We start from the raw sequence: 26,654 nt of genomic DNA on the forward strand, positions 1-26,654 counted from the left end.
AGTTGACTTGCCAATAAATCAACGCTTGAGCCGTGTCCGGATGCGGCTTTACATAAAAAGCTGAACCCTCATGACCGCTACCATTCCCGGCCTCCGCTTCGGCGAATTTCAGGGCCTGCCCGCGCTGCTGGTGAGCACGCCGTTCTCGCGCGCCGCCATCAGCCTGTTCGGCGGCCACGTGCTGTCGTGGACGCCGCAGGGGTTTGACGACGTGCTCTGGCTGTCGCCCATCACCAAACGCCCGCCAGACCCGATTCGCGGCGGCATCCCGGTCTGCTGGCCGTACTTCGCCAAGCAGGGGCAGCCCGACGATGCGCCGATGCACGGCTTCGCGCGCACTGCGCAGTGGCAGGTGACGCACGCACAGCAAAATCCGGATGGTGAGATCGTGCTGGCGATGGCGCCGCCGGAGTTCGGCGAAGTGCCGATGAACCTGATGCTGACCATGCGCATCGGCCGCGCGCTGGAGCAGGCGCTGACCACAGTCAACCTGAGCCAGCAGACGGTGCGCTTCACGCAGGCGCTGCACACCTACTTCCGTGTTGGCGATGCCGAGCGTATCCGCGTGACCGGGCTCGACGGTCTAACCTACGCCGACAAGTTCGACGACTTCAACGAGCACCGGCAAAGCGGCGACTGGCAATTGCACGGCCCGCGCGACCCCGGTCGCAGCGACCGCATCTACATGAACGCCGGCAACCGCTTCGAGCTGATCGACCCGGCGGCGCAGCGCAAGATCACCCTCACCACTGGCGGCAGCAAAACGCTGGTGGTGTGGAACCCCGGCAGCGAATGGATCAAGACCTTCGCCGATCTGCCGGGCGACGGCTGGAAGCAGTATGTCTGCCTCGAAGCCGCCAACTGTGGCAACGACGTGATCGAACTTGGCACCGATGATTCGCATGTGCTGCAACAAACCATCACCTGCAGCGCGCTGACCAACCACTAGCGCGCAAACACAATGCGGCCACCGATACGCCGTGCAGCTTAGCCATGACTTCTGCCCACGACCACACCACTCACGACACCACCCGTATCGACGACACCCGCATCGCGCGCGTGCGCCCGCTGCTCACGCCCGCGCTGCTGGACGAGAAATTGCCGGTGCCAGAAGCGGCAGAACAACTGGTCGAAACGAGCCGCGCGGCAATCTCGCGCATCCTGCATGGCCATGACGACCGGCTGCTAGCGATCGTCGGCCCCTGCTCGATCCACGACCACGATCAAGCGATGGAATACGCCCGCCTGCTGAAAGCCGAAGCCGACGCCCATGCTGCCGATCTGCTGATCGTGATGCGCGTTTACTTCGAGAAGCCGCGCACTACGGTGGGCTGGAAGGGTTACATCAACGACCCGCACCTCGACGGCAGCTTCGCCATCAACGAGGGGCTGGAGATGGCCCGCCGCCTGTTGCTTGATGTGCTCGCTGCGGGGCTACCGGTCGGCACCGAGTTCCTGGATCTGCTGAGCCCGCAGTTCATCAGCGACCTGGTCACCTGGGGCGCAATTGGTGCCCGCACCACCGAGAGCCAGAGCCATCGTCAGCTTGCCAGTGGCTTGTCGTGTCCGGTCGGTTTCAAGAACGGCACCGACGGCAGCGTGAAGATTGCTGTCGATGCAGTGCTTGCGGCACAGGCCAGCCACGCCTTCATGGGCATGACCAAGATGGGGCAGGCGGCCGTGTTCGAGACACGCGGCAATCGCGATTGCCATGTCATCCTGCGCGGCGGCAAGCAGCCGAACTACGACGCGGCTTCAGTGCAGGCTGCTTGCGACGCACTGACTGCCGCCAAATTGCGGCCGCAAGTGATGATTGACCTCTCGCACGCCAACAGCAGCAAGCAGCACCGCCGGCAGATCGAAGTGGGCAGCGACGTGGCGAAGCAGATCGCGGCAGGCGATCAGCGTGTGGTCGGGGTAATGATTGAAAGCCATCTGCACGAGGGGCGGCAGGACATCGTGGCCGGGCAGCCGCTGGCGTGGGGCGTGTCAGTCACCGACGCCTGCATCAGTTTCGAGCAGACAGGGCCATTGCTTTCAGAGCTGGCCGACGCAGTACGCCGCCGGCGCGCGGGCAAGTAGGCGCTAGCGACTGGGGGCCACCGCGACCGGTGGCCGCGTGACCCGCTTTGCCTGCTGATACGCGCGAATCTCGGCGCGGGTGACCACGCCATCGTGGTTGCGGTCCATCAGATGGAAACGCTTGCAGATGCGCGGCGTTTTGCCGGCACAGGCCTCCGCACGGGTCAGGGCACCATCGCGATCACGGTCAGCACGCGCCATTGCACTTTTGCGTGCCATCGGGTCGCCAGGGGCGCCGACCGCCGAACTGGACAGAGGCACCGATAGCGCAAATGCAATGCCGAACAGCGCAGTGACCTGCGCTGTTCTGATCGAGGCTGACTTGATCGTCATCGGGCCGTCAGACGTCTAGTGCGTGCGCCAGCCGGCGACTTCTTCGCGCGTCAGATAACCGTCGTGGTCGCGGTCGATGAAGCCGAAATTGCGCTGCCAGTGCGGGTGCACAGCGGCTTCCTGATAGGTGATGAAACCGTCGCGGTTGACGTCAGCGTAATCAAAACCATCGGCAGCCATCGGCGATACGTTCACCGCCATCGGGCTGGCGTAGCCATAAGCGACCGGTGCCGGCGGAGCGACATAGGTAACGGTTGGTGCAGCGTAAACCGGTGTGGTCGCTGCGTAGGCGATGCCACCGATGGCGGCCGCCACAAACACCGGCGCGATCCAGCGGCCGCTGTGCCAGTAACCGGGACGCCAGTAGCCGTGGCCGTAGCCGGGGCGATAGTTGTGCGCCGGAGCCACGTAGGCCGGGCGCACGTGGCCACCACCGACCACCACCGGGCCGCGATAGAAATGCTTGCCACCATCCGCGTTGGCTGCCGTGCCGGCAACGGCCGCGAGTACTGCGGCGCCGAGAGCGATCAACTTGTTCATCAGAAAACTCCTTGTTCGGTTCGGGCAAACTGTCCCGATGGCTTGGTTAACGGATTAGACGCAGCGGTGGCGGACAAAGCGACATTGGCGTTACAAATGATTACGACTCCCGCCGCGCCACCCGTCTGCAATTGGGTCCGACAAAAGCGCATAAGTTCCGTAAAATCAAGGGTTTCCAGCTGTTTCAGAGTTTCCTGTGACCGCCACGCCGCACACGGCCGAAGTTGCGCGCCGCCGCACTTTTGCCATCATTTCGCACCCCGACGCCGGTAAAACCACGCTGACCGAGAAGCTTTTGCTGTTCTCGGGCGCCATTCACGTCGCCGGCAGCGTCAAGGCGCGCAAGGCCAGCCGTCACGCCACGTCCGACTGGATGGAGATCGAAAAGCAGCGCGGCATTTCGGTCGCGTCCTCTGTGATGCAAATGCTTTACCGCGAGCATGTCATCAACCTGCTCGACACGCCGGGTCACCGCGACTTCTCGGAAGACACCTATCGCGTGCTGACCGCCGTTGACAGCGCGCTGATGGTGATCGACGCCGCCAACGGTGTGGAAGCGCAGACCAAGCGCCTGATCGAGGTGTGCCGCCAGCGCGATACGCCGATCATGACCTTTGTGAACAAGATGGATCGCGAAGGCCGCGACCCGATCGAGCTGCTCGACGAGATTGAGGCGGAGCTCGGCATGCCCTGCGTGCCGATGACGTGGCCGGTTGGTCAGGGCAAAGCCTTCGGCGGCATCATCAACCTGCGCACGCAGACCATGCGGGTGTTCCAGCCCGGCGAGGATACTGTCGAGGCGTCAGCCGCGGAAGAGATTCCGCTGTCCGACACTGCCACCCTCAAGGCCCGCTTCGGCGCCGACTTCGAGCACGCGATGGCGAACATCGAGCTGCTCTCCGGCGTGTCGCCCGTGTTCGACCGCGAGGCCTTTCTCGCCGCCAGGCAAACGCCAGTGTTCTTCGGTTCTGCGGTGAACAACTTCGGCGTGCAGGAGGTGCTCGACGCGCTGGTTGACCTCGCACCGCCGCCGCACCCACGCGCATCGAGCAACGCCGATGGCTCTCTCACCGAGATTGCGCCGGATTCGGAAGGCTTCTCGGGCGTGGTGTTCAAGGTGCAGGCCAATATGGACCCGCAGCACCGCGATCGCATCGCCTTTGTGCGCGTGTGCTCCGGCAAGTACGCCTCAGGCATGAAGCTCAAGGTGGTGCGCAGCGGCAAGGAGATGCGCCCGACCAGCGTGGTGACCTTCCTCTCGCAACGCCGCGAAGCGGTGGACGAAGCCTACGCCGGTGACATCATCGGCTTCACCATTCACGGCGGCGTGCAGCTTGGCGACACCATCACCGACGGTGCCAGCCTGCAATTCACCGGGCTGCCGTTCTTTGCGCCAGAACTGTTTCAGACCGTCGAACTGAAAAATCCGCTCAAGAGCAAGCAACTACAGCAGGGCCTCGCGCAGTTGGGCGAGGAGGGCGCCATTCAGGTGTTCAAGCCACAGCTCGGCTCGCTGATGCTGCTCGGCGCCGTCGGGCAGCTGCAATTCGAAGTAGTGCAGCATCGCCTGTCCACCGAGTACAAGGCCGAGATCGCGCTGAAGGGCAGCCAGTTCGTCGGCGCCCGCTGGGTTACGTGCGACGACCCAGCCGAGATGAAGAAATTCATGGACTACAACGCCACCAAGCTCGCCTACGACGCAGCCAACACGCTGGCCTATCTGCTCACGTCCAACTACGACCTGCGCCTGACGCAGGAACGGCACCCGAAGATTCAGTTTCATCCGCTGCGCGAGCACGCAGGGTTGAAGCTGGAGCAGGCGGCGTAGCGGACGTGTCCCCTCTCCCCGTGCGGGAGAGGACCAGGGAGAGTGGTAAGGTGGTATGCGGCGAATTGTGCTCACCGCGCCATTCGCCCTGAGCTTGTCGGAGGGTCAGACAGCGGAATAGCTGGCAGTGCCCGTTCTACGCCGTTTCAGCAGGTCTCGGTTCGCAAAAAAAAAAGACCACCCGAAGGTGGTCTGGCTGGCATCTCGTCCGGGTGGACGAGATCACTAGTTACATGTGCAACCGAAGCCAACGCCGTTGTCGTTGAATTGGGCACTGAACTTCGGAATATCCTTGTCAATGGCGTCAGCATATTTACCCGACGCAAGCACCACGATCAATTTGCAGCTTTTGGGAACCTTCACGGATGACACCTTTCCGTGCCATTCCGGTTGCATAAAAACGCGCCCCTTGAAGCCCTGCTTGTAAACACTCTCAGGCTTCACATTGGGCTTTGTCGTAAGCGCATCGCCCTTGAACAGCCCAAAATGCTTGCCCTTGTAGTCAGTGTTTTCGTAGAACAAACAGGTGTTCTTCTCTGGCGCAGTCTGAGCTGCGCTCACAAGCGGTACCAACAGCGCGGCTGTTCCAACCAACGCAGCTAGCGCGTTTAACCCAAAAGTTGTCATTACAAATTTCCTCTGCGGTCGTGAGGTAAAAACTTATCAAGTGCGCCGACCGACAACCCCCTCGCACCCAGTGATCTTATATGGGCATTGAGCGCGAAGACATTGGGGAAACCATATGCTCAAGCGGTGTAGGACGAGTATCAAAGTGCACACTGTCGTTGCAAGGGATCAATATGGAAATTGCGAACTAGTGGTGCACAAACTACATATATTGAACTCCACGTTTGAGCTTTGAGAACACCATGAACAACGCGACCAAAACATCACATCGCCCCCTCCGCCTCGCCGTCATCGGCGGCGGCCCCTCGTCATGGATCGGCGGTCAGCATCGTCGTGCGGCGCAGCTGGATGGCTGCTGGCAGGTAGTGGCGGGGGTGTTTTCTTCGCATCCTGAGCGCGCAGCGTCGGCGGCTCAGGCGGTGGGAGTGGACCCGGCGCGCGGATACGTGGATGTGGCGACGATGCTGGCGGTAGAGGCGCAGCGGACCGATGGCATTGAGGCGGTGACGATCATGACGCCGAACGATACTCACTATTCCTTTGCTGCTGCTGCGCTTGATGCGGGACTCGATGTGATTGGCGACAAGCCGGTGAGCACGACGGCCGCCGAAGCGCGTGACCTCGCGGCTCGTGCCCGCGCGAAGGGTCGCGTGTTCTGTGTGACGCACGGCTACTCGGCGTACCCGATGACGCGTCATGCCAAGCAGCTCGTCGCCGACGGCGTGATCGGCCCGGTGCGCTTTGTGCAGGTGGAATACATCCAGAGCGGTCTCGCCAAGCCCATCGAACAGGGCACGATGACCGACAGCCAGCGCTGGAAGTTTGACGCTGATCGCAGCGGACTCGCGCTGGTGTTCTCGGCGATTGGCTGTCACGCACAGCATCTGGCCTGCAATGTTGCTGGCCTTGCGATTGAGGCGGTGAGCGCCGACGTCGGCGCGCTGATGCCGGGCCGAAGTGTGACCGACACCGTGCTCGCCAACTTGCGTTTTGCCGGTGGTGCGCGCGGGCAATACACCATCACGCAGGCCGCCGCCGGCAGCGAGAACGACATCCGTCTGCGTGTTTACGGCGAACGCGGCCACCTCGACTGGTCACACCGCCAGTCGGCCTATCTGCACCTCAACATCGAAGGCGAGCCCGCGCGCACCGTCGGTCGTGGCGATCCAGGCTTGCCCGCCGACATCGCCCGCCTCAGCCGCACGCCGCGCGGCCACCCGGAAGGCCTGCTCGAAGCCTTCGCCAATCTCTACCGCGAGGCCGCAGAAGCCATCCACGCGCGCAACGCGGGCGCGCCGCTCGCGCAGGTGAGTTTTCCGACGATTGATGACGGTGTGGAGAGCATGCGGTTTATTGAGGCTTGCATTGCCTCGCATGCGGCGGGTGGCAGATGGATTGGAACGTAAACAGTGTTTACACAATTGCCGGGAAAGTACTTAGAATCGCTGTATGGATCCACATAAATCTCCCGCATGCGAATTCTCGGCGTTCGTTGCTGGCAATCGATTCAAAACTGTTCTTGCTGATCCGCCTTGGCAATTCCAGAACCGTACTGGAAAGGTCGCTCCGGAGCACAAGCGGCTGAATCGTTACGGGACGATGACGCTCGACGACATAAAGGGGCTGCCTGTAGCGGACGCGGCCGAAGAGACGGCGCATTTGTATTTGTGGGTTCCCAACGCGCTGTTGCCTGATGGACTTGCTGTAATGCAGGCTTGGGGGTTTAACTACAAGTCGAACATCGTGTGGCACAAACTTCGCAAAGATGGTGGTAGCGATGGGCGCGGCGTAGGTTTTTACTTTCGTAACGTTACGGAGCTACTTCTGTTTGGGGTACGCGGCAAAAATGCTCGTACCTTGCAGCCTGGCAGAACCCAAGTTAACTATCTGGGCACGCGCAAGCGCGAACACAGCCGAAAGCCCGACGAACAATACGAATTGATCCAGTCCTGTAGCCCTGGGCCGTATTTGGAGCTATTCGCGCGAGGAACGCGGCCTGGTTGGGCCATCTGGGGCAATCAAGCGGACGAATCCTATTCGCCGACTTGGCCAACGTATCGCAATCACTCACAACGCCAGCAGGATAGTCTGCCGCTCGGGTAGTTATTACTCCGACGGAGAATTCTCCTCGTCCAACTGTTCCACAGTCGCGTTATCGAAAACCACAATCGAAGCTGGTATTCCGATTAACAGCAGTGGGCAAGGATTGCCTACCCCACGCGACACTCGCGCCTGCAATTTCTCCCAGTGCGTGGTTGCTGCACCAAATTTGTTTGACACAAAGTTGCTTGTCCAGGCTTCGGCGAAATCAATAGGGTCTTTTGCCCTGTTCGCTCTGTCACTGATGTGCGCCCGTTGCTTCGGGGTCGGTTCAACGCCCGCAGCAGCCAGCCAAGCAAAGTTGACGATGTTGCGTTCACTAGCAAACCTTCGGACCAGTTCCATCATTTTCGACTGGAGACTACTTCCCCGAGTAATGATGATGCCAACACTGATGGCGCCGTCCGCGTGCAAACGTTTGAAATTTTCCAGGTCTCGATCAAAGAACGGATCCTTGTTGTTCCATTCAATTTCACAACCTATTGTGCCAACGCCCGGCACCGTCCGCACGTGGTCAACCTCGTGCGAGGTCGCTTCGCGTTCGAGCCCATCGATTGATTTTGCAACGACAAAGTTGTGCTTCTTCCAACCCCGGGCGTCGAGTGATTTTCTTGTTCGTTGCGTAAATTTGGTCTCACCACCACCTGATCCAATGATTTCAGTCATCGGAAGAGATAGCGCAGAAAGCACAGCAGCCAATTCGTGTACCTGCTCACCAAATTCGCCGAACAGAATTGACTTGGCGTGAGAAAGATATTGGATGTCGAAGCCCCGTTCTTCGAGCGCTGATATTGGATCAACTGCAAGTCTTGTCATGTCGTGGATCTTACTCAACCATTGGGCGCAATGGGTCAAAGCGCGGCGTGACACGCCGTCCGCGCTATCATTCGCCCCGGGTCTGCAGTTCACCCAGACGTTCCCGGCCGAAGTTCCCGCTTCGGCTTTGCTAAACCTGCTGATCGTTCACTCGCTGATCAACACGCTTTGCGCGGCGGCAGCACCGATCGTTTTTCTGCACTGACTGTTTGACGCTTTGCTTGCGCCGGGTCGTGCTGGAAGGGGAGCTCCCAGCGTTTTTGTCGCCCTGGCCAATTTCAAAACCTGAAAGGCAGGCTCATTCATGTCCACGCTTCTCGCTGCGGATGACGCAGCACACACCATCACTCCCGCCCCGTCGCGCCCTAGCGCCAATGCGCGCCCCAATCCGCGCACCAAGGCCGACGACCGTGCGATTCCCCTCTATGTTGACAACCTGAGCGCGCTGGCAAAGTCGTTGCGCGAACAGCTCGCGCCGTTTGCGCAGGCGGCAACCTTGCCGTCGCATGTGCAATTGCTGAACTGGCTGGCGCGCGCGGCAGGGCATCGCAATTATCAGGCGCTGCGTGCAGCGGCAACGCTGCAGCCCGCATCGCCACCCGCCAACGTGCTGCCCGCCGGGGCGTTCGACGCGTCGCTGACCGCGCATGCCAGCAAGGCACTCACGCAGTTCGACGAACGCGGTCGGCTCAGCCGCTGGCCGCACAAATTCGCCGTGCAGCGTGTGGCGATGTGGGCGCTGTGGCAGCGCTTCGATGGGCGCCGCACCTACACCGAGCGCGAGGTGAACGCGGTGCTCAACACCTGGGCCACCTATGGCGATCACGCCACGCTGCGTCGTGAGCTGATCAACATGAAGCTGCTCGGGCGCAAGCCGGATTGCAGCGAGTACTGGAAGGAACCCGTGCGCGCCAGCGACGAAGTGCGTGCCTTCCTGCGCGCGCTGCGCGAGCAGACGCAGGAGGCGCTGCCGCCGGGCTCGGCGCGACGTCAGACCACCGCCGTCGCAGCAACGAGCGAGGCTTAGCGCAACGCGCGTCGTGCCGCCGCAGCAATGTGCACGGCATCGACGCCGAAGTGGTCACGCAGCGCCGCGCGGGTGTCGCTGCGGCCAAAGCCATCGGTGCCAAGCGTGACGTAGCGTCGCCCTGCAGGCACCCACGCGCGAACGCTTTCCGGCACCAGCCGCGCGTAGTCGGTGGCGGCGATCACCGGCCCCTGTGTGCGGGCGAGCAGGTCGCTCAGGTGGGGCGTGAGCGTGTCGTCCGCATCGCAACGCATGCCGTCGCGCGCCAGTTCGCTCCAGCTGGTGACGCTAATGACTGTCACGTGAGCGCCTTCGTCTGCGAGTTGCTGCGCCGCCTTGATGACTTCGGTGAGGATGGCACCGGAGCCGAGCAGCGTGGCGTGCTGGCCACGGTGTGGTTCGACAGGCTCACCACGAACGGGAGATACGGACTCCGGTCGTGGTGACCCATCGACAGACGCCGGACCAGGCACCGCGCTCCCCACACCCTCCGTTCGTGGTGAGCATGTCGAACCATGAACACCCGTCGGCGCGAACTCGGCGAACACATACGCCCCCCGAATCACGCCATCGCGCTTGTCGTCGGGCAGATCAGGCTGCGCGTAGTTCTCGTTCATCAGCGTGACGTAGTAGAAAACGTCGCGCTGTTCGCTGAGCATTTCGCGCATGCCGTGATCGATGATGACGGCCATCTCGCTGGCAAACGCCGGGTCATAGGCCTTGCAGTTGGGTACCGTTGCAGCCCACAGGTGACTGGTGCCGTCCTGGTGTTGCAAGCCCTCGCCGCCGAGCGTGGTGCGGCCCGATGTCGCGCCGAGCAGAAAGCCACGTGGCTGCTGGTCCGCCGCTGCCCAGATCAGATCTGCCACCCGCTGGAAGCCGAACATCGAGTAATAGATGTAGAACGGCAGCATCGCAAAGCCATGCACGCTGTAGCTGGTCGCCGCTGCCGTCCAGCTTGAGATGGCGCCTGCTTCGCTGATGCCCTCTTCGAGAATCTGCCCGTCGAGTGCTTCGCGGTAGGAGAGCACCGAGCCGATGTCCTCCGGCGCGTAGCGTTGCCCCACGCTGGAATAGATGCCGACCTGCTTGAACAGATTGGCCATGCCGAAGGTGCGCGCTTCGTCGGCCACGATCGGCACGATGCGCGGGCCGAGTGTCGCATCCTTGAGCAGATTGCCCAGCATGCGCACGAAGGCCATGGTGGTGCTCATCTCCTTGCCGTCGGGCGCGAGCGCGAACTGTGCGTACGAAGCGATGGCAGGCACGGGTAGTGCCTGCGCAGCCGTCTGCCGGGTGGGCAGGTAGCCGCCGAGCTTCGCGCGCCGGTCCTGCAGGTAACGCAGTTCGACGCTGTCACTCGCGGGCTTGTAGAACGCGAGCGAGGTGGCTTGCTCATCGCTGAGCGGCAAGTTGAAGCGGTTGCGGAATTCGATCAGCGCGGTTTCGTCGAGCTTCTTCTGCGAGTGGGTGGTCATCTTGCCCTGGCCGGCGCTGCCCATGCCGTAACCCTTCTTGGTGTGGGCGAGGATGACCGTGGGCTGGCCGCGATGCTGTGCGGCGGCGGCGTAGGCGGCGTAGATCTTCACGATGTCGTGGCCACCACGCTTCAGCCGGTCGATCTGCTCATCGGTCATGCCCTGCGCCAGACGACGCAGCGCCTCGCTCTGGCCGAAGAAGTTCTCGCGGTTGTAGCGGCCGTCGTTGGCGGCGAAGGTCTGCATCTGCCCGTCCACCGTCTGCGCGAAGGTGTGCAGCAGCGCGTGCGATTCGTCGCGGGCGAAGAGGCCATCCCAGTCCGAGCCCCAGAGCAGCTTGATCACGTTCCAGCCAGCGCCGCTGAAGAGTTTTTCCAGCTCGTCAATGATGCGCCCGTTGCCGCGCACCGGGCCGTCAAGCCGCTGCAGATTGCAGTTGACTACCCAGATCAGGTTGTCGAGCCCTTCGCGCGCGGCGAGGGTGAGCGCGCTCATGCTCTCCGGTTCGTCCATCTCGCCGTCGCCGAACACGCCCCACACTTTGCGGCCCTCGCAGTCGAGCAGATTGCGATGGCTGAGATAGCGCATGAAGCGCGCCTGATAGATCGAGCTGATCGGGCCGATTCCCATCGAGCCAGTCGGGAACTGCCAGAAGTCGGGCATCAGGTAGGGATGCGGATAACTCGACAGGCCACGCGCACCGGCGGCACGGGCGCCCAGTTCGCGGCGGTAGTAGTTGAGATCGTTCTCGCTCAGGCGACCTTCGAGAAAGGCCCGCGCGTAGACGCCCGGCGCGCTGTGCGGCTGGAAGAACACGAGGTCACCACCGTGGCCAGTGGCGTCGTTGCGGGCGTGAAAGAAGTGGTTGAAGCCGACCTCGAACAAATCCGCCGCGCTAGCGTAGCTCGCGATGTGCCCGCCCAGCTCGCCATAGGCCGCGTTGGCCCGCGCCACCATCGCCAGCGCGTTCCAGCGCATCAGCGAGGCCAGCCGCTCCTCAATAGCGAGATCGCCCGGAAAGTTGGGCTGTGCCTGCACCGGGATGCTGTTCTGATACGGCGTCGCCAGCTCCGGTCGCCAGGCGATGCCGGTGGCGCGCACATGCTCCACCAGCCGGTCAAGGATGAAGCGGGCGCGCTCCGGCCCGGCGGCGGCGACCAGCGTATCGAGGGCATCGCGCCATTCCCGGGTTTCGGCGGGGTCACTGTCGGCGGTGGCTTGCAGCAGTTCGGGTGGGGTAGGCATGAGCATCGTGGCAATCCAGGGAGAGGCGGGATTGAGCCACGAAATTGTGCCGGGCGGAAGGCAGCAGGTGCTGTTGAAAGCGCTTTGCTTTTGCCGTGATCAGGCATTTAATGCTGATAACAGCAAAGAAAGCGGCGCATTGAATTGCAAGACCATCTGGACACCATTGATTTGCGCATCCTGCGCGAGTTGCAGCAGGACGGCTCGCTCACCAATGTCGAGCTCGCGCGCCGGGTGAATCTGTCGCCTTCGCCCTGTCTGGCGAGAGTGAAGGCGCTCGAGACGCGCGGCGTGATCGACCGCTACGTGGCCATTGCCAACCCGCATGCGCTGGGGCTTGGGCTCAATGTGTTCATCTCGATCAGCCTCAAGGAACAGAGCAAATCGGCGCTGGCCGCATTCGAATCGCGTATCGCCGAGCACGACGAGGTGATGGAGTGCTACCTGATGACCGGCGACAGCGATTACCTGATCCGCGTGGTGGTGGCCGACATCCAGGCGCTGGAGAAATTCATCCTTGAGCAACTGAGCCCAATCCCCGGCATCGAAAAAATCCGATCAAGCTTCACGCTGAAGCAGGTGCGCTACAAGACGGCGCTGCCGGTGCGGGCAGCGTAACGGTTTGCACGCGCCTACAGCTTTTTCAGCTAACCCGCATAGCAATTGGGCTTAAGCTAATAAATGTGTTGAAGTCGATATTTGCAGAAAACAGGCTTTGAGCCCATATAGAACGGGGCTTTCATCAAAAAGCCACTGCTTTTGTGCGTGGCGTTTGCATGCAGGATGGCGCCGCGCCGCCGCTTGGGATAATTGCGGCTATGCAAAAAGAACAATTGATCGAGTGGCTGACCTCGGCCATTCGCAAAGCAAACCTCTCCGACACCGCCGTCCCTGCGCTGGAGCGCCCGAAGCAGGCCGAGCATGGCGACTGGGCAACCAATATTGCGCTGCAACTGGCGAAACCGCTGGGCAAAAACCCGCGCGAAGTCGCGACCCTGCTCAAGGCAACGCTGGACGCGCAGCCGAATGCGATGGTCAGCGAGGTCAGCATCGCTGGCCCCGGCTTCATCAACATCCGACTGAATCCTGCGGCGAAGTTCTCGGCGGTGGCCGATGCGCTGCGGCTCGGCGACGCGTTCGGCACCAGCACCGCACGCAAGGGCGAGAAGGTGATGGTCGAATTCGTCTCGGCCAACCCGACCGGGCCGCTGCACACCGGGCATGCGCGTCAGGCCGCCCTTGGCGACACCCTGTGCAACCTGCTGGAGACGCAGGGCTGCACGGTGCATCGCGAGTTCTATTACAACGACGCCGGCAACCAGATCGACAACCTCGCACGGTCGGTGCAGCTGCGCGCGATGGGCGTGGAGCCGGGCAGCGCGCTGTGGCCGGAGGATGGCTATCGCGGTGACTACATCGTCGAGATCGGCAAGGCGTATCTGGAGCGCGGCGGCGACGTCAACGATCTCAACGCGATCCGGAGCTACGCCGTCAACGTGCTGCGCAATGAGCAGGACAAGGACCTCACGGCCTTCGGCGTCAAGAAATTCGACTGCTACTACCTCGAGAGCTCGCTCTACACCGATGGTCGCGTCGACAAGACGGTCGCCGGCCTCAAGGCCTCGGGCCACACCTTCGAGCAGGACGGCGCGCTGTGGCTGAAGACCACCGACTTCGGCGACGATAAAGATCGCGTGATGAAGAAGGCGACGGGCGGCTACACCTACTTCGTTCCCGACGTCGCGTATCACGTTACCAAATGGGAACGCGGCTTCACGCAGGTGGTGAACATTCAGGGCACCGACCACCACGGCACCATCACACGGGTGCGCGCCGGTCTGCAGGCGATGGATGCCGGCATTCCCAAGGGCTATCCGGACTACCTGCTGCACAGCATGGTGCGCGTGATGCGCGGCGGCGAAGAGGTGAAGATCAGCAAGCGCGCCGGCAGCTACATCACGCTGGGCGAGCTGATTGAGTGGGTCGGCAAGGATGCCGTGCGCTTCTTCCTCGTTTCGCGCAAGGCCGACAGCGAATTCACCTTCGATATTGACCTCGCGCTGTCGCAAAGCGAAGAAAACCCGGTGTACTACGTGCAATACGCGCACGCCCGCATCTGCTCGGTGCTGCGCGAGGCAGCGGTGAGCGACGAGGCGCTGCGCGCGGCCGATCTCGGCCTGCTCACGCACGAAAAGGCTGAGGCACTGGCGACCAAACTGGCCGACTACCCCGCCCTGCTGGCCACCGCCGCGCGCGACCTCGCGCCACATCTGCTGCCGTACTACCTGCGTGAAGTCGCGGCAGCGTTCCACGGCTACTACGCCGCCGAGCGTATCCGCGTGGAGGACCCGGCATTGCGCGCAGCGCGTACCGCATTGGCCGCCGCCACCGCCCGCGTGCTGAAGAATGGCCTGCAACTGCTGGGCGTCTCGGCGCCCGAGAAAATGTAAGAATCAGCGCCGTGGATACTTCCCCGCAGAACAAGACAGCGAGTTTTCTCTTCGGTGGCCTGATCGGCTTTGTGGTCGGTCTGGTCGTGGCGGGTGTACTGGCGATCTGGATCTACAGCGCCTCGCCGTTCCGCCCCGAGACCACGCCGCCGCCAAAGCTGGACCCGATCCGTCCGAAGTCCGAGGCAAAAACCGAAGCCAAACCCACCGGCCAGACCGGTGCGCTGGCGAAGGACGAAAACAAGCCCGACGCCGAGCGCATCGTGCAGCCGGGCGCTGCCTCGACCAGCACGCCTGCGGCGCCGGCCGCGAACGCCGCTGCCAAAACACCGGCCAAGCCAGCCGATCCCGAGCCGTCGCCCAGCGCCGAGCCGCGCGGGCGCCTCTGGCTGCAGGTGGGCGCTTACGCCAACAAGCAGGACGCCGAGAATCAACGTGCCCGCTTTGCCATGCTGGGCTACGAAGCAAAGATCGAATCGGCCGACGTGCCGGACAAAGGCACTGTGCATCGCGTCCGCGTCGGCCCCTATCGCGACCCGGACGAAGCCGGCAAGGTGCGCGGCGACCTCGCCCGTCAGGGCATCGAAGTGACGGTGGTCAAGCCCTGACCGCCGCTGGTCGCCGGGGTGTCATCGAATGGCGCTGTCGGCGAACCAAACCCCCTGCCCGTTAGTCACAGGCAACTGCTACCCCAAACAGACAACACAAGAATACGGAGACAACATGGTTCGCTGGGTCAAATCCCTCAAATGGCTGGCACTGGGCTTCATGGCCGCATCGGTCACCGCTGGTGCGCAAGAGCAGCTGACGGAAGGCAAGGATTACCTCCGCCTGAAACAACCGCAGGCGATCGAATCGGGCGCCAAGATCGAAGTGATCGAGTTCTACAGCTACGGTTGCCCGCACTGCAAGGACCTGGAGGAATACCTCGGCCCGTGGATCAAGAAAGTCCCCGCCGACGTCAGCTTCAAGCGCATTCCGGTGGCCTTCCAGCCGGCGTGGGTGAATCTGGGCAAGATCTACTACACGCTCGAAGGGCTCGGTCGCGAGGACTTGTCGGGCAAGGTGTTCTCGTCGCTGCACGGCGCCGGTGTCAAGCTGAACGAAGAGAAGGTGTTCTTCGACTGGGCCGCGAGCAACGGTCTTGACGCCAAGAAGGTGCAGGAGATGTGGGGCTCGTTCGCGGTCAACAGCAAGATGAACCGCGCCAAGACGCTGGCCGGCAACTACCAGGTGGACAGCGTTCCGATGCTCTTCATCGACGGCAAATTCAAACTGCAGCCGCACCTGCTCAAGGGCCAGCACAAGGATGTACCGGCCGCGCTTGACTTCCTGATCGCCAAGGCACGCGCCGAGCGCAACAAGAAGTAGTTCCGCCCGCAGCACAGCAAGGCCGCCGCGTCACACCGGCGGCCTTTTGCTTTCCGGGGTTTTGCTTTGCAGCGCCGCCCCCATCTCGGTGCGATGACTCATCTGCCCGATGCCATTGGCCTGCGCCACGCGCGCTTCCACTCCCCCGCCCGCCTGCGCATCGCCTGCCTGGTGCCATCGATCACCGAGACGCTGTTCGCGCTGGGGCTTGGCGACCGTGTAGTCGCGCGCACCGGCTTCTGCATTCACCCCGAGGAGGGCGTGCGCGAGGTGCTGAAGGTCGGTGGCACCAAGGACGTGAATGTGGCGAAGCTGATCGCCACCGAGCCGACGCACGTCATCGTCAACATCGACGAAAACCGCAAGGACACCGTTGACCATCTGCGTCGCGTGATCCCGAACGTGATCGTGACGCACCCGCTGCTGCCGGAGGAGAACGCCACGCTGTTTGCGCTGCTCGGGCATGTCTTCAGCGCAGAAGATGCCGCGCTCGGCCTCGCGCGCGAGCTTGCCGCCGCCCTGGCCAACGCGCGCAACGTCGGCGCCACGCGTGCGGCCGAAACTGTGCTGTACCTGATCTGGAAGAACCCGTGGATGACTGTCTCGCGCGACACCTACGTCAGCGCGATGCTGGCCACCGTCGGCTGGAAAACGCTGCCCATGCAGGCGGAGAAGCGCTACCCGGAGATCGCGGCGGACGACAGCGTCTGGCGTAACGCTGATCGCGTGTTTCTGTCCACCGAGCCCTATCTGTTCGACGACGGCCACATCGCCGCGCTGCGCGACGATCTGCACCTGCAGCAGCCGATCGAACTGATCGACGGTGAAATGACCAGCTGGTACGGCGTGCGGGCAATTGCCGGGCTCAAGTACCTCGCTGATTTGCGACGCAGACACGAGCAACTTTCAGCCCCGAGCCGCGCTGTGCAAGGTCTTATTGCCTGAAACGGTGAAAGTCGACTTGTAGCCAATTAGCCAGTCAGGCCCAATCGCAATGCGGTTTGGCGCCTGATGCTGATCGCGTCAGGCGGCGGCTTTGCCTGCCGGCACCGCAGCGTTGGCAATCACTGCGTGAATGCTGCGCTCGACGCCAGCGGCGTCAAGCCCGACCGAGGCCAGCAGCACGGCCGGGTCACCCTGATCGATGAATTTGTCGGGCAAGCCCAGCATCAGCAGGCGGTTGCCGAGGCCGGCATCAGCGAGGAATTCGGCGACGGCGCTGCCGGCGCTACCGGGTACTGAGGCCTCTTCCACCGTCACCAGCAGCTCGTGTGAGGCTGCGAGTTCGCGGATGAGCGCCTCATCGAGCGGCTTGACGAAGCGCATGTTGGCGACCGTCGCGTCGAGCTTGTCGGCAATGGCGAGGGTCGGATGCAGCATCGAGCCCCAGGCGAGGATGGCGATTTTGCTGTTGCCGTTGGCCTTGCGGGCGATGACGCCCTTGCCGTGCGCCAGCGGTGCGATCGCAGCATCCGGCGCACCGTGTGCCGCGCCACGCGGGTAGCGCACGGCGGCGGGGGCCGCGAGCGCGACGCCATGTGACAGCATCGCACGGCATTCAGCGGCGCTGGACGCACTCATGATGGTCATGTTCGGCAGGCAGCGCATGAAGGCGACATCGAAGCTGCCCGCGTGGGTGGGGCCGTCAGCGCCGACCAGTCCGGCGCGGTCGATGGCGAACAGCACCGGCAGGTTCTGCAGCACCACGTCGTGCACCAGCTGATCGTAGGCCCGCTGCAGGAAGGTGGAATAGATCGCCACCACCGGCTTCAGCCCCTCGCAGGCAAGCCCGGCAGCAAAAGTCACGCTGTGCTGCTCCGCGATGCCGACATCGAAATAACGATCCGGGAATTCTTTCGAGTAGCGCACCATGCCCGAGCCTTCGCGCATGGCCGGCGTGATGGCCACCAGCTTGTCGTCGCTGGCGGCGGTGTCGCACAGCCAGTCGCCGAAGATGTCGGAGTAGGTCTTCTTCGGCACCACGGCAGGCGCCGCCGGGATGCCGGCGGAATGATCGAACTTCGGCACCCCGTGATAGAGGATCGGGTCGTCCTCGGCGCGCTCGTAGCCCGCGCCCTTGCGGGTGACGACGTGCAGGAACTGCGGCCCAGTGCGGTCCTTCACCTTGTTGAGCGTGTCGACCAGCAGGTTCACGTCGTGGCCATCGATCGGTCCGATGTAGTTGAAGCCGAACTCTTCCCACATGGTGCCGGGCAGCACCATGCCCTTGGTGTGCTCTTCCCAGCGTCGGGCAAAACGAGACACCGGCGGGATGGCGGACAGCATGTTCTTGCCCATGCGACGCACGGCGCCATACATGTTGGAGGCCAGCAGCCGCGCCAGATAGTTGTTCAGCGCGCCGACCGGCTCGCTGATTGACATCTCGTTGTCGTTGAGGATCACCAGCAGGTTGGCGTCCATCGCTCCAGCGTTGTTGAGCGCTTCGAATGCCATGCCGGCGGTCATTGCGCCATCGCCGATGATGGCCACCACGCGGCGGCTCTCGCCTTTCGCCTTGGCCGCCACGGCCATGCCGAGCGCGGCGGAAATGCTGGTCGATGAATGCGCCACGCCGAAGGTGTCGTACTCGCTCTCGTCGCGCTTGGGAAAGCCGGCCAGACCCTGCCACTGGCGCAGCGTGTTCATGCGCTCGCGGCGGCCGGTCAGCACCTTGTGTGGATAGCACTGATGGCCGACGTCCCACACCAGCCGGTCGTGCGGGGTGTCGTAACAGTAATGCAGGGCGACGGTCAGCTCGACAACGCCCAGGTTTGACGACAAATGGCCGCCCGTCTTCGACACCGAATCGAGCACGTAGGCGCGCAACTCGTCGCAGAGGCCGCCAAGCTCGCTCTGCGGCAGGGCGCGCAGTTCGGTCGGCAGGTTGATCGTTTCAAGCAGTGACATGGGCTTTCCGTTACGCGGTGCGCTGCGCCATCGCACGCGCAAGTGCGGCCAGACGGTCGCTGTTGAGGTGGGTGGGCAGCGCGGCGACGGCGTCAGCGGTGAGCCTGTCCGCATAGGCGCGCGCCGCGTCAATGCCCATCAGCGACACAAAAGTGGGCTTGTCATTGGCAGCGTCCTTGCCTGCCGTCTTGCCGAGTGTGGCGCTGTCGGCGGTGGCGTCGAGCACGTCGTCTACCACCTGAAAGACGAGACCGATCTTCTGCGCATAAGCCGACAGCGCGGCGATGGTTGCCTCATCTTCTTCCGCCAGCAGTGCCGGCAGGATCACCGCTGCCTCGAACATGGCGCCGGTTTTCAGCGCGTGCATTTCTTCCAGTGCGGTCTGGCCCATCGGCTTGCCGACGTTGGCGAGATCAATCGCCTGCCCCCCCGCCATGCCGTACGCGCCCGAGGCGTCTGCCAGCTCATGAGCCGCAGCGACGATACCGGCAGGGGATGCCGGCGCCGCCAGCAGCACGGCGAACGCCAGCGGCTGCATGGCATCGCCGGCGAGCATGGCGGTGGCTTCACCAAACACGACGTGATTGGTCGGTTTGCCGCGCCGCAGGTCGTCGTTGTCCATGCACGGCAAATCGTCGTGGATCAGCGAGTAAGCGTGGATCATCTCCACGGCGGCAGCGGCGTGATCGGCAAGCTCAGCGGTGGCGCCAATGGCTTCGGCGGTGGCGTAGGCGAGCAGGGCACGCAGCCGCTTGCCGCCGCCGAGTGCGCTGTAGCGCATCGCCTCCAGCAGGCGACCGGACGCGAGTTCACCTGCGGGTACCCAGCGGGCGAGTGCGGCTTCGGCGCGCTCGCGATGCGCCGCACTCCATTGATCGAGACTGGCGATGGACATCAACAACAACTACTCTTGCTTGAACGGCTTGAGCACATCGCCTTCGAGCACGCGCACCTGCTGCTCGACCTGCGCCAATTCGCCCTGTGCGTACTTCAGCAGTTCAGCGCCACGCTTGTACGCCGCGAGCGAATCTGCCAACGGCAGGCTGCCGCTTTCGAGGTCAGCGACCAGCTTTTCCAGCTCGTCGAGCGCGGCTTCAAAGGTTTTCGGGGCGGTTTTGGCCATGACGCGGCAGTGCACCGGGAGCCGGCGGATGCGAAATCGTAAACATTCGATTTTACGGGCCGAACGCCGGGCCGCCCCGCTCTACCTGCCCTGCAGACGCTGGCTGGAGTAAAGCGCCTACTGCCAGGGCCGGAAGAACGCCTGATCGGGGCCACAGGCCGCCGCGGCACCCTTCAGCGGCTCACCGCGGATGGGGATGCGCGCCTGCTGGTCGCCGGAGAGCTCGGTGAGGATGTCAAAGCTGCCATCAGCATTGACCTGCACACTCACCCGATGCTCGATGCGGAACACGCGCCCCATGCCCGGCTGCGAGCAGACGCCACGCCAGCTGGCGCTCCGCTTGCCTTCGCGCACATCGGTCAGCGTACAGACGACGCCCAGTGCGGCCATCACGCCCTGCCAGTCGCGGGCGGACAGATCGTCGTTGCTGTAGGTGTCAACGCAAAGATCACGCACCTTGCGGTTCCAGTCGACCCGATAGGCACCTTCCTTCAGTTTGGGCGCGGCCAGCACCGGCGTGGCACACCACATGGGCACCGCAAAAACCAGCAAGGACAGAAAAACCTGGCGCATCGTAAATTCCTGGGCATCAGTCGCGGCGAGCCAACAGTCACCGCGCAACAGCCTGTCTGTGTGAGTTGGGCAGCATAATCCTTACAGAGGAAGCACGCCGTAACGGGCGCAAGGAGGAGACCATGCAAGTCTGGTCGTTACCGGGGTCACCCGCTGCGGGGGTAGCCAGCGTGCTGCCGGCACTGGTCTCCGGGATTGCCGGCGCTGACTTTGCCGCGCGAACGCTGGCACGGCTCAACGATGCGTTGCCAGCAGCGTCATGGTCGGTGTACCGCCTGCGTCGTGATGGCCCGCCACGCCTGCACCTGTCGGCGAGCCATGGTGTCGCCGACACCACAGTCGACTGCTTTGCTACCTACCGCAACAGTGGGCTTTATCGTGACGACCGCAGCTTCGCCGCTGCCGAAGCGTCGGCGCAGGCGCCGGTGATGATCCGCACGACGCCGGATGACCTGCCCAGCCCACTGCACCGGCAGGCGATCTATTACCGTCACGCCATGCTGGAGCGGCTCTCGGTGGCGGGCCTCGACGACGACGGCTCGCTGCTGGCGATCAATCTTTACCGTCACCATCATCAGGGTTTGTTCGGCGATGCCGAAGTCACGCAGTTTGCTGCGATGGCGCCGATGCTGTTTGCCATCGTGCGTCGGCATCTGGAGCTGGATGCAGGTATCACAGCGACACCGCTGGTCGATCGTGCATCACAATGGCGCGCCTCACTCGGCCGCCGCTGTCCGGCGCTGACCGCACGCGAGCTGGATGTGCTGACCGCCGTGCTGCGCGGCCTCACCTATGACGGCACCGCCGCCGAGCTTGGCCTCAGCGTCGCCACCGTGAAAACCTATCGCGCCCGCGCCTTCACCCGGCTTGGCATTCACTTCAAGAGTGAACTGTTTGCCGGATTGATGCAATGAGCCTTCCGGAACCGCGAACCGGCACGGCAAAGATGCAATCACTGGGCGCGGACGATCTTCTTCACGAGCGTCTTTGCGAAGGCCAGAGCGGTAAATCAACTGGACGAGGAGGGCCGTAGTTCAATGCGGCAGGAAATTTTTTTTGCAATCGCGGCAGCGGTTTTGTTTGGTGCCAGCACTCCTTTTGCCAAGCAATTGCTGGGGGAAGTGCATCCGCTATTGCTGGCGGGTCTGCTCTATCTTGGAAGCGGGCTTGGACTGACCAGCGCGCGGGCGATTCGCGACGGCGGATGGAAAAGCACGGGTTTGTCGCGGACCGAATGGCCGTGGCTCCTCGGTGCGATACTTTTCGGCGGCGTTTTGGGGCCGGTCGCCCTGCTGTTCGGGCTCAGTCGCATCGATGCGGGGTCGGCGTCCCTGCTGCTGAATCTTGAATCCGTCCTCACCGCGCTGCTGGCGTGGATTGTCTTTCGCGAAAACGCTGACCGGCGAATCATCGCGGGCATGCTGCTAATCGTCGGTGGCGGTGCGGTACTGTCCTGGCCGTACGGCGGCGGCACAACCGCAAGTGGAAGCAGTATGGGTCAACTACTGGTTGCCGGCGCATGCCTTTGCTGGGCCGTTGACAACAACCTGACGCGAAAAGTGTCAACGGTCGATTCGCTGTTCATCGCCGGCAGCAAGGGGCTGATGGCTGGTTTGACCAACACCGCGCTGGCCTTGGCGACCGGCGCGCAATGGCCATCGTTGGGCGTTGTGACCGGTGCGCTGCTGCTGGGGCTGCTCGGTTACGGCATCAGTCTGGTGTTCTTTGTGCTGGCATTGCGCGGCCTCGGCACCGCGCGAACGGGCGCCTACTTCTCGACGGCACCATTCATCGGGGCGGCGATCTCGTTGTTCTGGCTTAGCGAAAGTGCCTCGCCGGCGTTCTGGCTGGCCGGCGCGCTCATGATCGCCGGCGTATGGCTCCACCTGACCGAGCGCCACGAGCACGAGCACACGCACGAGCGGCTTGAGCATTCGCATCGCCATGTTCACGACGAGCATCATCAACACTCGCACGACGATTCGATTGAAGACGGGGTGCCGCATGAGCACATGCACGTCCACAACCCCCTGACGCATCAACACGCCCACTTTCCCGACATCCATCATCAGCACCGACACTGACGGAGGCCGGTGTCAGAGCAGGGAAACCGGGTCAAGTGACAGCTCCCGCCACAACAGGCATGATGAGTGTGACGAAGCTCGGGCTGACAGATGGGCTATGTCGTCATCCTCGCGGAGGACAGACAGCACCGGCGCTTGCGACGACACTGCTGGGCGCATGTCCAGAAGGAGGATTCATCATGCCCGGCAATCGCTTTTTTACTGCGCTGGCGCTCGCCGTCGGCGCGCTTTGCACACTGGCCAGTGGTGGCGCGTTGGCCCAAGCCTTTCCGAACAAACCGATTCGCCTGATCGTCGGCTTTCCGGCCGGCACCGGGCCCGATCTGGTGGCCCGCGTGGTGGCGCAAAAGCTGCAGGATTCGCCCGGCTTCAATGTGGTGGTCGACAACAAACCCGGCGCCGGCGGCCTGATCGCCGCGCAGGAGGCCGCCCGCGCCGCGCCTGACGGTTACACCCTCATGCTCGGAGAAGTGGGGCAACTGGCGATCGCGACCAGCAGCTACAGCCGCCTGCCGTATGACGTGCAGCGTGACTTCGCGCCGGTCAGCCATATCGCCAACACCGATTTTGTGTTGCTCACCAACCCCGACAAGAACCCGGCCAAGACCGCGCGTGAATTCGCGACTTGGGCCAAGGCGCAGCCGAAGTTCTTCATGGGCACGTTTGGTGCCGGCACGCCAGGACATTTCGGCGCCTACATGTTTGGCGACGCGGCTGGTGTGAGCGTGGAACCGGTGCACTACAAGAGCACCGGTGACGCGGTGGGCGGCTTGCTGGGCGGTGACATCCCGGCCATGTTTGCCACCGTCGCCCTGGCAGCGCCAAACGTGAAGGCCGGCAAGATGCGGGCGCTGGCGGTCAGCAGCGACAGTCGCGCGCCGGCTCTCCCGGAGGTGCCAACGCTACGTGAACAGGGCTTCGGTTCACTCGAATTCTCGGCGTGGTTCGGCATCGTCGCGCCGGCGAAAACGCCCGACGAGATACTGAAGCGGCTCAACACCGAGGTGGTCAAGGCAGTAAGCGGTGCCGAGGCGCGCAGCAAACTGCAGGAGATGGGCTTCAAGGTCACCGGCAGCTCGCGCGCCGAGTTCGCCGCCATCATTCGTGATGACACTGCACGCTGGGGCAAGGCTGTCGCCGCGACCGGCTTCAAGGCCGATTGATGACTGATCCGATACTGGCAACGCCATTGCTGGAGCCGGTGGCCCAGCTGACCGTCACGGTCGGGGCGCCCGTTGAGGCGGGCGCTGTGACCGGCGTCGAAACGCGTGGTCAGCGCCGCATCATCCCGATCACTGGCGGCAGCGTGCGTGGCCGCCTGCAGGGGCGGGTGCAGGCAGGGGGCGCTGATTTCCAGATCATCGTTTCGCCGACGATGGCCGTGCTTGATGCCCGCTACGTGCTGGCGCTCGACAGTGGCGAGCATGTTTACGTGCAAAACCACGCACTGCGGCGGGGGCCAGCTGAAGCCATCGCCCGGCTGGCGCGCGGCGAGCCGGTGGACCCGGCAGCGATCTACTTTCGCTGCGTGCCACGCTTTGAGGTGTCATCACCCGCGCTGGGCTGGTTGACCGAGAGCATCTTCATCGGGACTGGTGCCCGCTTTCCGGATCGGGTCGAGCTGGCGTTCTTCCGCGTCGGCTGAACGCGGCTGCTGATCGCGAATCCCCACCCGGCAAGGCCCGGTGGGGAATCATGGGATAATTCAGGCGTTTGACGACGCAGCCTCCGGCCCCCAGGGTAGAGGTTGACTTAGCAAGGGTTGGGTGCCTTCCGTTAATTGCACCTGGTTTGTGTTGGGTTAACTCCTGTGACTGGAAAGGTTTGCGATGAGCCGCCTTCTTTCCGCTGCGGAATTGTCCGCGCCGGTTTCACAACTTCCTCCTGCCGCCTACTTCGACGAGGCGCTGCTTGCGCGCGAGCGTGAACTGCTGTTCGCGCGCGGGCCGGGCTATGTCGGGCACGAGCTGATGGTGCCGAACGCTGGCGATTACGCCGTGCTCGCCAGTCGCAACAACGCCCACGCACTGACCCGCACCGAACGCGGCGTCAACATGATCTCCAATGTCTGCCGCCATCGCCAGGCCATCATGCTTGACGGCCGTGGCTCGCTGGCACAGAACGGCGGTAACGTGGTCTGCCCGCTGCACCGCTGGACCTATTCCGGCGAAGGTGAGCTGATTGGCGCGCCACACTTTGCCTGCAATCCCGAGCTCAACCTGCAGAACAAGGGCTTGAAGGCCTGGAACGGGCTGCTGTTTGATGGCCCGCGTGACCCGGTGGTCGATCTTGCCGCATTGTCGGCACAGACGCGGCAGACGCTCGATTTCTCCGGCTACGTTTTCAACCGCAGCGTGGTGCACGATTGCGACTACAACTGGAAGACCTTCGTCGAGGTCTATCTTGAGGACTATCACGTCGGGCCGTTCCATCCGGGGCTCGGGCAGTTTGTCACCTGCGACGATCTGGCGTGGGAGTGGGGACGCGAGTTTTCGGTGCAGACGGTGGGCCTGTCGCGCGGCTTCGACAAGCCCGGCTCGCCCACCTACAAGCGCTGGCACGAGCAGGTGATGCAGTTCCGCAACGGTGTGCCGCCGGAGCAGGGCGCCATCTGGCTGACCTACTACCCGAACATCACGGTGGAGTGGTATCCGCACACACTGGTGGTGTCGTCACTGTGGCCGCAAAGCGTGAGCAAGACGGTGAACGTGGTCGAGTTCTACTACGCCGAAGAGGTTGCCCTGTTCGAGCCCGACTTCATCGTCGCGCAGCAGGCAGCCTACATGGAAACCTGTGTCGAGGACGACGAGATTGGTGTGCGCATGGACGCCGGGCGTCGGGCGCTCTGGAACGAAGGTCGAGTAGAAGTTGGCCCCTATCAAAGCCCGATGGAGGACGGCATGCAGCACTTCCACGAGTGGTATCGCGCCCGTATGGGTGACGCGGCGGCTGGGCTCTGAGGCCTTGGCGTAACGGCTTTTACCGGGATTGACGGCAGCAGGGGGCGTGAACCCCTGAATTTCGACTAATCGACTTGCTGACGTTTTCGGCGCTTAGCCCTTATCCAACAAGGCTTTCGCCGAAAAGCTGATGGCGGTACCTTGCGCGCACAAGGTCGATGGCGAAAGGGAAGTTCGCGATTTTCAGACCGCCTGCGGCCCCGCCAGCAGTGTCTTGCGGTACTTGTTGAGGTCGTTCAACGATTCCAGGCTCTTGCCGAACAGATTTGACAGGTTGTGCAGGATCATCTTGACGACCTTGCCTTCCCATTCCTTGTCGAACTTGATCTGCACGTCGAGCCAGCGCTCCAGCCATTCCGGGTCGGGCAGCTTGCTCTGCACGGTGTCGTTCGGGAACAGCGCCTGATTGACGTGCAGGTTGGTCGGGTGCATCGGCTTGCCGGAGCGACCGCTGGCCGCCATCAGGAAGCCGATCTTGGCAAAGCCGGCCTTGACCTCGTTGACCTTGTCCACCGCGGCGCGGGCGATCGCCTGCTTGAGGTATTTGAGATAGGCGCCAGCGTGGCGGGCCTCGTCCTTCGCGATCAAGCCGTAGATGTGCTTGATCAGCGGCTCGCTGTGCCATTCGGACGCGCGGCGATACCAGTGGTTGAGGCGTACTTCGCCGCAGAAGTGCATCATCAGCGTTTCCAGCGCGGGCGCCGGGTCAAACTCGAAGCGCACGTTGTCGAGCTCGGCTTCGGTCGGCACCAGCTCCGGGCGGAAGCGGCGCAGGTATTCCATCAGCACCAGCGAGTGCTTCTGCTCCTCGTAGAACCAGACCGACATGAACGCCGAAAAATCGCTGTCGCCACGGTTGTCGCGCAGAAACATCTCGGTTGCCGGCAGCGCCGACCACTCGGTGATGGCGTTCAGCTTGATCGTCTGCGCCTGCTCATCGGAGAGCTTGCTGGCGTCAAAACTGTCCCACGGCACGTCGGTCTCCATGTTCCAGCGCACGCGCTCGAGATCCTTGAACAGTTCGGTGTAAAGCATGACGGGGAGACTTTCGGTGAATTGCCGGGCACGCCACCGCAGACGGTGATCGCTGCAGGTATTGACGCGTGCCGA

27 protein-coding genes are annotated in these 26,654 nt (G+C 63.1%); 17 read left to right on the plus strand and 10 right to left on the minus strand.

The window, feature by feature from the left end; translation table 11 throughout:
* The first annotated feature begins 70 nt into the window (after nt 1-70).
* Both FKL89_RS01545 and FKL89_RS01550 read left to right on the plus strand, forming a co-directional pair.
* Nucleotides 71-949, plus strand: a complete 879-nt coding sequence (locus FKL89_RS01545) for a D-hexose-6-phosphate mutarotase (protein ID WP_156860967.1) — start codon at nt 71-73, stop codon at nt 947-949.
* Nucleotides 950-993: 44 nt separating this feature from the next.
* A complete protein-coding gene (locus tag FKL89_RS01550) occupies nt 994-2,082 on the plus strand; it encodes a 3-deoxy-7-phosphoheptulonate synthase (RefSeq protein ID WP_156860968.1) in 1,089 nt (362 codons plus the stop codon).
* Nucleotides 2,083-2,085: 3 nt separating this feature from the next.
* Here the strand turns inward: FKL89_RS01550 and FKL89_RS01555 are convergent, their stop codons facing one another.
* On the minus strand, nt 2,086-2,415 hold the full coding sequence (locus FKL89_RS01555) for an EF-hand domain-containing protein (protein ID WP_156860969.1): 330 nt from the start codon (nt 2,413-2,415) through the stop codon (nt 2,086-2,088).
* A 15-nt stretch (nt 2,416-2,430) separates the two neighbouring features.
* Complete coding sequence (locus FKL89_RS01560; RefSeq protein ID WP_156860970.1) at nt 2,431-2,955, minus strand: EF-hand domain-containing protein; 525 nt, start codon at nt 2,953-2,955, stop codon at nt 2,431-2,433.
* 196 nt (nt 2,956-3,151) lie between these two features.
* Here FKL89_RS01560 and FKL89_RS01565 point away from each other — a divergent pair, with 196 nt between their 5' ends.
* The gene (locus FKL89_RS01565; protein ID WP_156860971.1) at nt 3,152-4,783 is read left to right on the plus strand and encodes a peptide chain release factor 3; all 1,632 of its coding nucleotides are present in this window, start codon (nt 3,152-3,154) and stop codon (nt 4,781-4,783) included.
* Nucleotides 4,784-5,008: 225 nt separating this feature from the next.
* Here FKL89_RS01565 and FKL89_RS01570 read toward each other — a convergent pair whose 3' ends face one another.
* The gene (locus tag FKL89_RS01570) at nt 5,009-5,410 is read right to left on the minus strand and encodes a hypothetical protein (RefSeq protein ID WP_156860972.1); all 402 of its coding nucleotides are present in this window, start codon (nt 5,408-5,410) and stop codon (nt 5,009-5,011) included.
* 242 nt (nt 5,411-5,652) lie between these two features.
* Here FKL89_RS01570 and FKL89_RS01575 point away from each other — a divergent pair, with 242 nt between their 5' ends.
* Both FKL89_RS01575 and FKL89_RS01580 read left to right on the plus strand, forming a co-directional pair.
* The gene (locus FKL89_RS01575; RefSeq protein WP_156860973.1) at nt 5,653-6,816 is read left to right on the plus strand and encodes a Gfo/Idh/MocA family protein; all 1,164 of its coding nucleotides are present in this window, start codon (nt 5,653-5,655) and stop codon (nt 6,814-6,816) included.
* A 43-nt stretch (nt 6,817-6,859) separates the two neighbouring features.
* Entirely contained in the window at nt 6,860-7,513 is a 654-nt protein-coding gene (locus tag FKL89_RS01580; RefSeq protein WP_156860974.1) for an MT-A70 family methyltransferase, read from the plus strand.
* 3 nt (nt 7,514-7,516) lie between these two features.
* Here the strand turns inward: FKL89_RS01580 and FKL89_RS01585 are convergent, their stop codons facing one another.
* Complete coding sequence (locus FKL89_RS01585) at nt 7,517-8,326, minus strand: BglII/BstYI family type II restriction endonuclease (RefSeq protein ID WP_156860975.1); 810 nt, start codon at nt 8,324-8,326, stop codon at nt 7,517-7,519.
* On the opposite strand from FKL89_RS01585, the gene FKL89_RS01590 reads away from it, so the two are divergent.
* Together FKL89_RS01590 and FKL89_RS01595 are read left to right on the plus strand one after the other, a co-directional pair.
* Nucleotides 8,325-8,531, plus strand: a complete 207-nt coding sequence (locus tag FKL89_RS01590) for a hypothetical protein (protein ID WP_156860976.1) — start codon at nt 8,325-8,327, stop codon at nt 8,529-8,531. The two genes, FKL89_RS01585 and FKL89_RS01590, sit on opposite strands and share 2 nt — an antisense overlap.
* A gap of 99 nt (nt 8,532-8,630) precedes the next feature.
* A complete protein-coding gene (locus FKL89_RS01595; RefSeq protein ID WP_156860977.1) occupies nt 8,631-9,353 on the plus strand; it encodes a DUF2087 domain-containing protein in 723 nt (240 codons plus the stop codon).
* On the opposite strand, the gene aceE is transcribed toward FKL89_RS01595, so the two are convergent.
* Nucleotides 9,350-12,082: a pyruvate dehydrogenase (acetyl-transferring), homodimeric type gene (gene aceE / locus FKL89_RS01605; RefSeq protein ID WP_420361132.1), complete on the minus strand. Its 2,733-nt coding sequence runs from the start codon at nt 12,080-12,082 to the stop codon at nt 9,350-9,352. The two genes, FKL89_RS01595 and aceE, sit on opposite strands and share 4 nt — an antisense overlap.
* 138 nt (nt 12,083-12,220) lie before the next feature.
* Here aceE and FKL89_RS01610 point away from each other — a divergent pair, with 138 nt between their 5' ends.
* The 5 genes from FKL89_RS01610 (at nt 12,221) to FKL89_RS01630 (ending at nt 16,842) form a co-directional block, all read left to right on the plus strand.
* Nucleotides 12,221-12,694, plus strand: coding sequence for an Lrp/AsnC family transcriptional regulator (locus tag FKL89_RS01610; RefSeq protein WP_238363456.1), 474 nt, complete (start codon nt 12,221-12,223; stop codon nt 12,692-12,694).
* A gap of 200 nt (nt 12,695-12,894) precedes the next feature.
* Nucleotides 12,895-14,526 carry an arginine--tRNA ligase gene (gene argS / locus FKL89_RS01615; RefSeq protein WP_156860978.1) on the plus strand — a complete coding sequence of 544 codons (1,632 nt, stop codon included), beginning with the start codon at nt 12,895-12,897 and terminating at the stop codon, nt 14,524-14,526.
* A gap of 11 nt (nt 14,527-14,537) precedes the next feature.
* On the plus strand, nt 14,538-15,134 hold the full coding sequence (locus tag FKL89_RS01620) for an SPOR domain-containing protein (protein WP_162527353.1): 597 nt from the start codon (nt 14,538-14,540) through the stop codon (nt 15,132-15,134).
* 115 nt (nt 15,135-15,249) lie between these two features.
* On the plus strand, nt 15,250-15,897 hold the full coding sequence (locus FKL89_RS01625) for a thiol:disulfide interchange protein DsbA/DsbL (protein ID WP_162527354.1): 648 nt from the start codon (nt 15,250-15,252) through the stop codon (nt 15,895-15,897).
* 93 nt (nt 15,898-15,990) lie between these two features.
* Nucleotides 15,991-16,842, plus strand: a complete 852-nt coding sequence (locus FKL89_RS01630) for a helical backbone metal receptor (RefSeq protein WP_156860981.1) — start codon at nt 15,991-15,993, stop codon at nt 16,840-16,842.
* Nucleotides 16,843-16,920: 78 nt separating this feature from the next.
* Here the strand turns inward: FKL89_RS01630 and dxs are convergent, their stop codons facing one another.
* From dxs to FKL89_RS01650, 4 genes are all read right to left on the minus strand, one after another.
* Nucleotides 16,921-18,804, minus strand: a complete 1,884-nt coding sequence (gene dxs / locus FKL89_RS01635; protein WP_156860982.1) for a 1-deoxy-D-xylulose-5-phosphate synthase — start codon at nt 18,802-18,804, stop codon at nt 16,921-16,923.
* 10 nt (nt 18,805-18,814) lie between these two features.
* Complete coding sequence (locus tag FKL89_RS01640) at nt 18,815-19,699, minus strand: polyprenyl synthetase family protein (protein WP_156860983.1); 885 nt, start codon at nt 19,697-19,699, stop codon at nt 18,815-18,817.
* 9 nt (nt 19,700-19,708) lie between these two features.
* A complete protein-coding gene (locus tag FKL89_RS01645) occupies nt 19,709-19,927 on the minus strand; it encodes an exodeoxyribonuclease VII small subunit (protein ID WP_156860984.1) in 219 nt (72 codons plus the stop codon).
* A 117-nt stretch (nt 19,928-20,044) separates the two neighbouring features.
* Entirely contained in the window at nt 20,045-20,500 is a 456-nt protein-coding gene (locus FKL89_RS01650; RefSeq protein ID WP_156860985.1) for a hypothetical protein, read from the minus strand.
* A gap of 122 nt (nt 20,501-20,622) precedes the next feature.
* Here FKL89_RS01650 and FKL89_RS01655 point away from each other — a divergent pair, with 122 nt between their 5' ends.
* The 5 genes from FKL89_RS01655 to FKL89_RS01675 all read left to right on the plus strand — a co-directional run bounded on the left by FKL89_RS01655 (nt 20,623) and on the right by FKL89_RS01675 (nt 25,544).
* A complete protein-coding gene (locus FKL89_RS01655; RefSeq protein ID WP_156860986.1) occupies nt 20,623-21,414 on the plus strand; it encodes a helix-turn-helix transcriptional regulator in 792 nt (263 codons plus the stop codon).
* 123 nt (nt 21,415-21,537) lie between these two features.
* Nucleotides 21,538-22,584, plus strand: a complete 1,047-nt coding sequence (locus tag FKL89_RS01660) for a DMT family transporter (RefSeq protein ID WP_156860987.1) — start codon at nt 21,538-21,540, stop codon at nt 22,582-22,584.
* A 179-nt stretch (nt 22,585-22,763) separates the two neighbouring features.
* Nucleotides 22,764-23,747 (plus strand): Bug family tripartite tricarboxylate transporter substrate binding protein, encoded by a 984-nt coding sequence (locus FKL89_RS01665; protein ID WP_156860988.1) that lies wholly within the window; start codon nt 22,764-22,766, stop codon nt 23,745-23,747.
* Nucleotides 23,747-24,229: a DUF3237 domain-containing protein gene (locus tag FKL89_RS01670; protein ID WP_156860989.1), complete on the plus strand. Its 483-nt coding sequence runs from the start codon at nt 23,747-23,749 to the stop codon at nt 24,227-24,229. The genes FKL89_RS01665 and FKL89_RS01670 overlap by 1 nt, the downstream gene beginning before the upstream one ends.
* 184 nt (nt 24,230-24,413) lie before the next feature.
* Nucleotides 24,414-25,544, plus strand: coding sequence for an aromatic ring-hydroxylating oxygenase subunit alpha (locus tag FKL89_RS01675; RefSeq protein WP_156860990.1), 1,131 nt, complete (start codon nt 24,414-24,416; stop codon nt 25,542-25,544).
* 183 nt (nt 25,545-25,727) lie between these two features.
* Here the strand turns inward: FKL89_RS01675 and FKL89_RS01680 are convergent, their stop codons facing one another.
* Entirely contained in the window at nt 25,728-26,579 is an 852-nt protein-coding gene (locus FKL89_RS01680; protein WP_156860991.1) for a ferritin family protein, read from the minus strand.
* Nucleotides 26,580-26,654: the final 75 nt, after the last annotated feature.

This window comes from Casimicrobium huifangae (assembly GCF_009746125.1).
GTDB classification, from domain to species: Bacteria; Pseudomonadota; Gammaproteobacteria; order Burkholderiales; family Casimicrobiaceae; genus Casimicrobium; species Casimicrobium huifangae.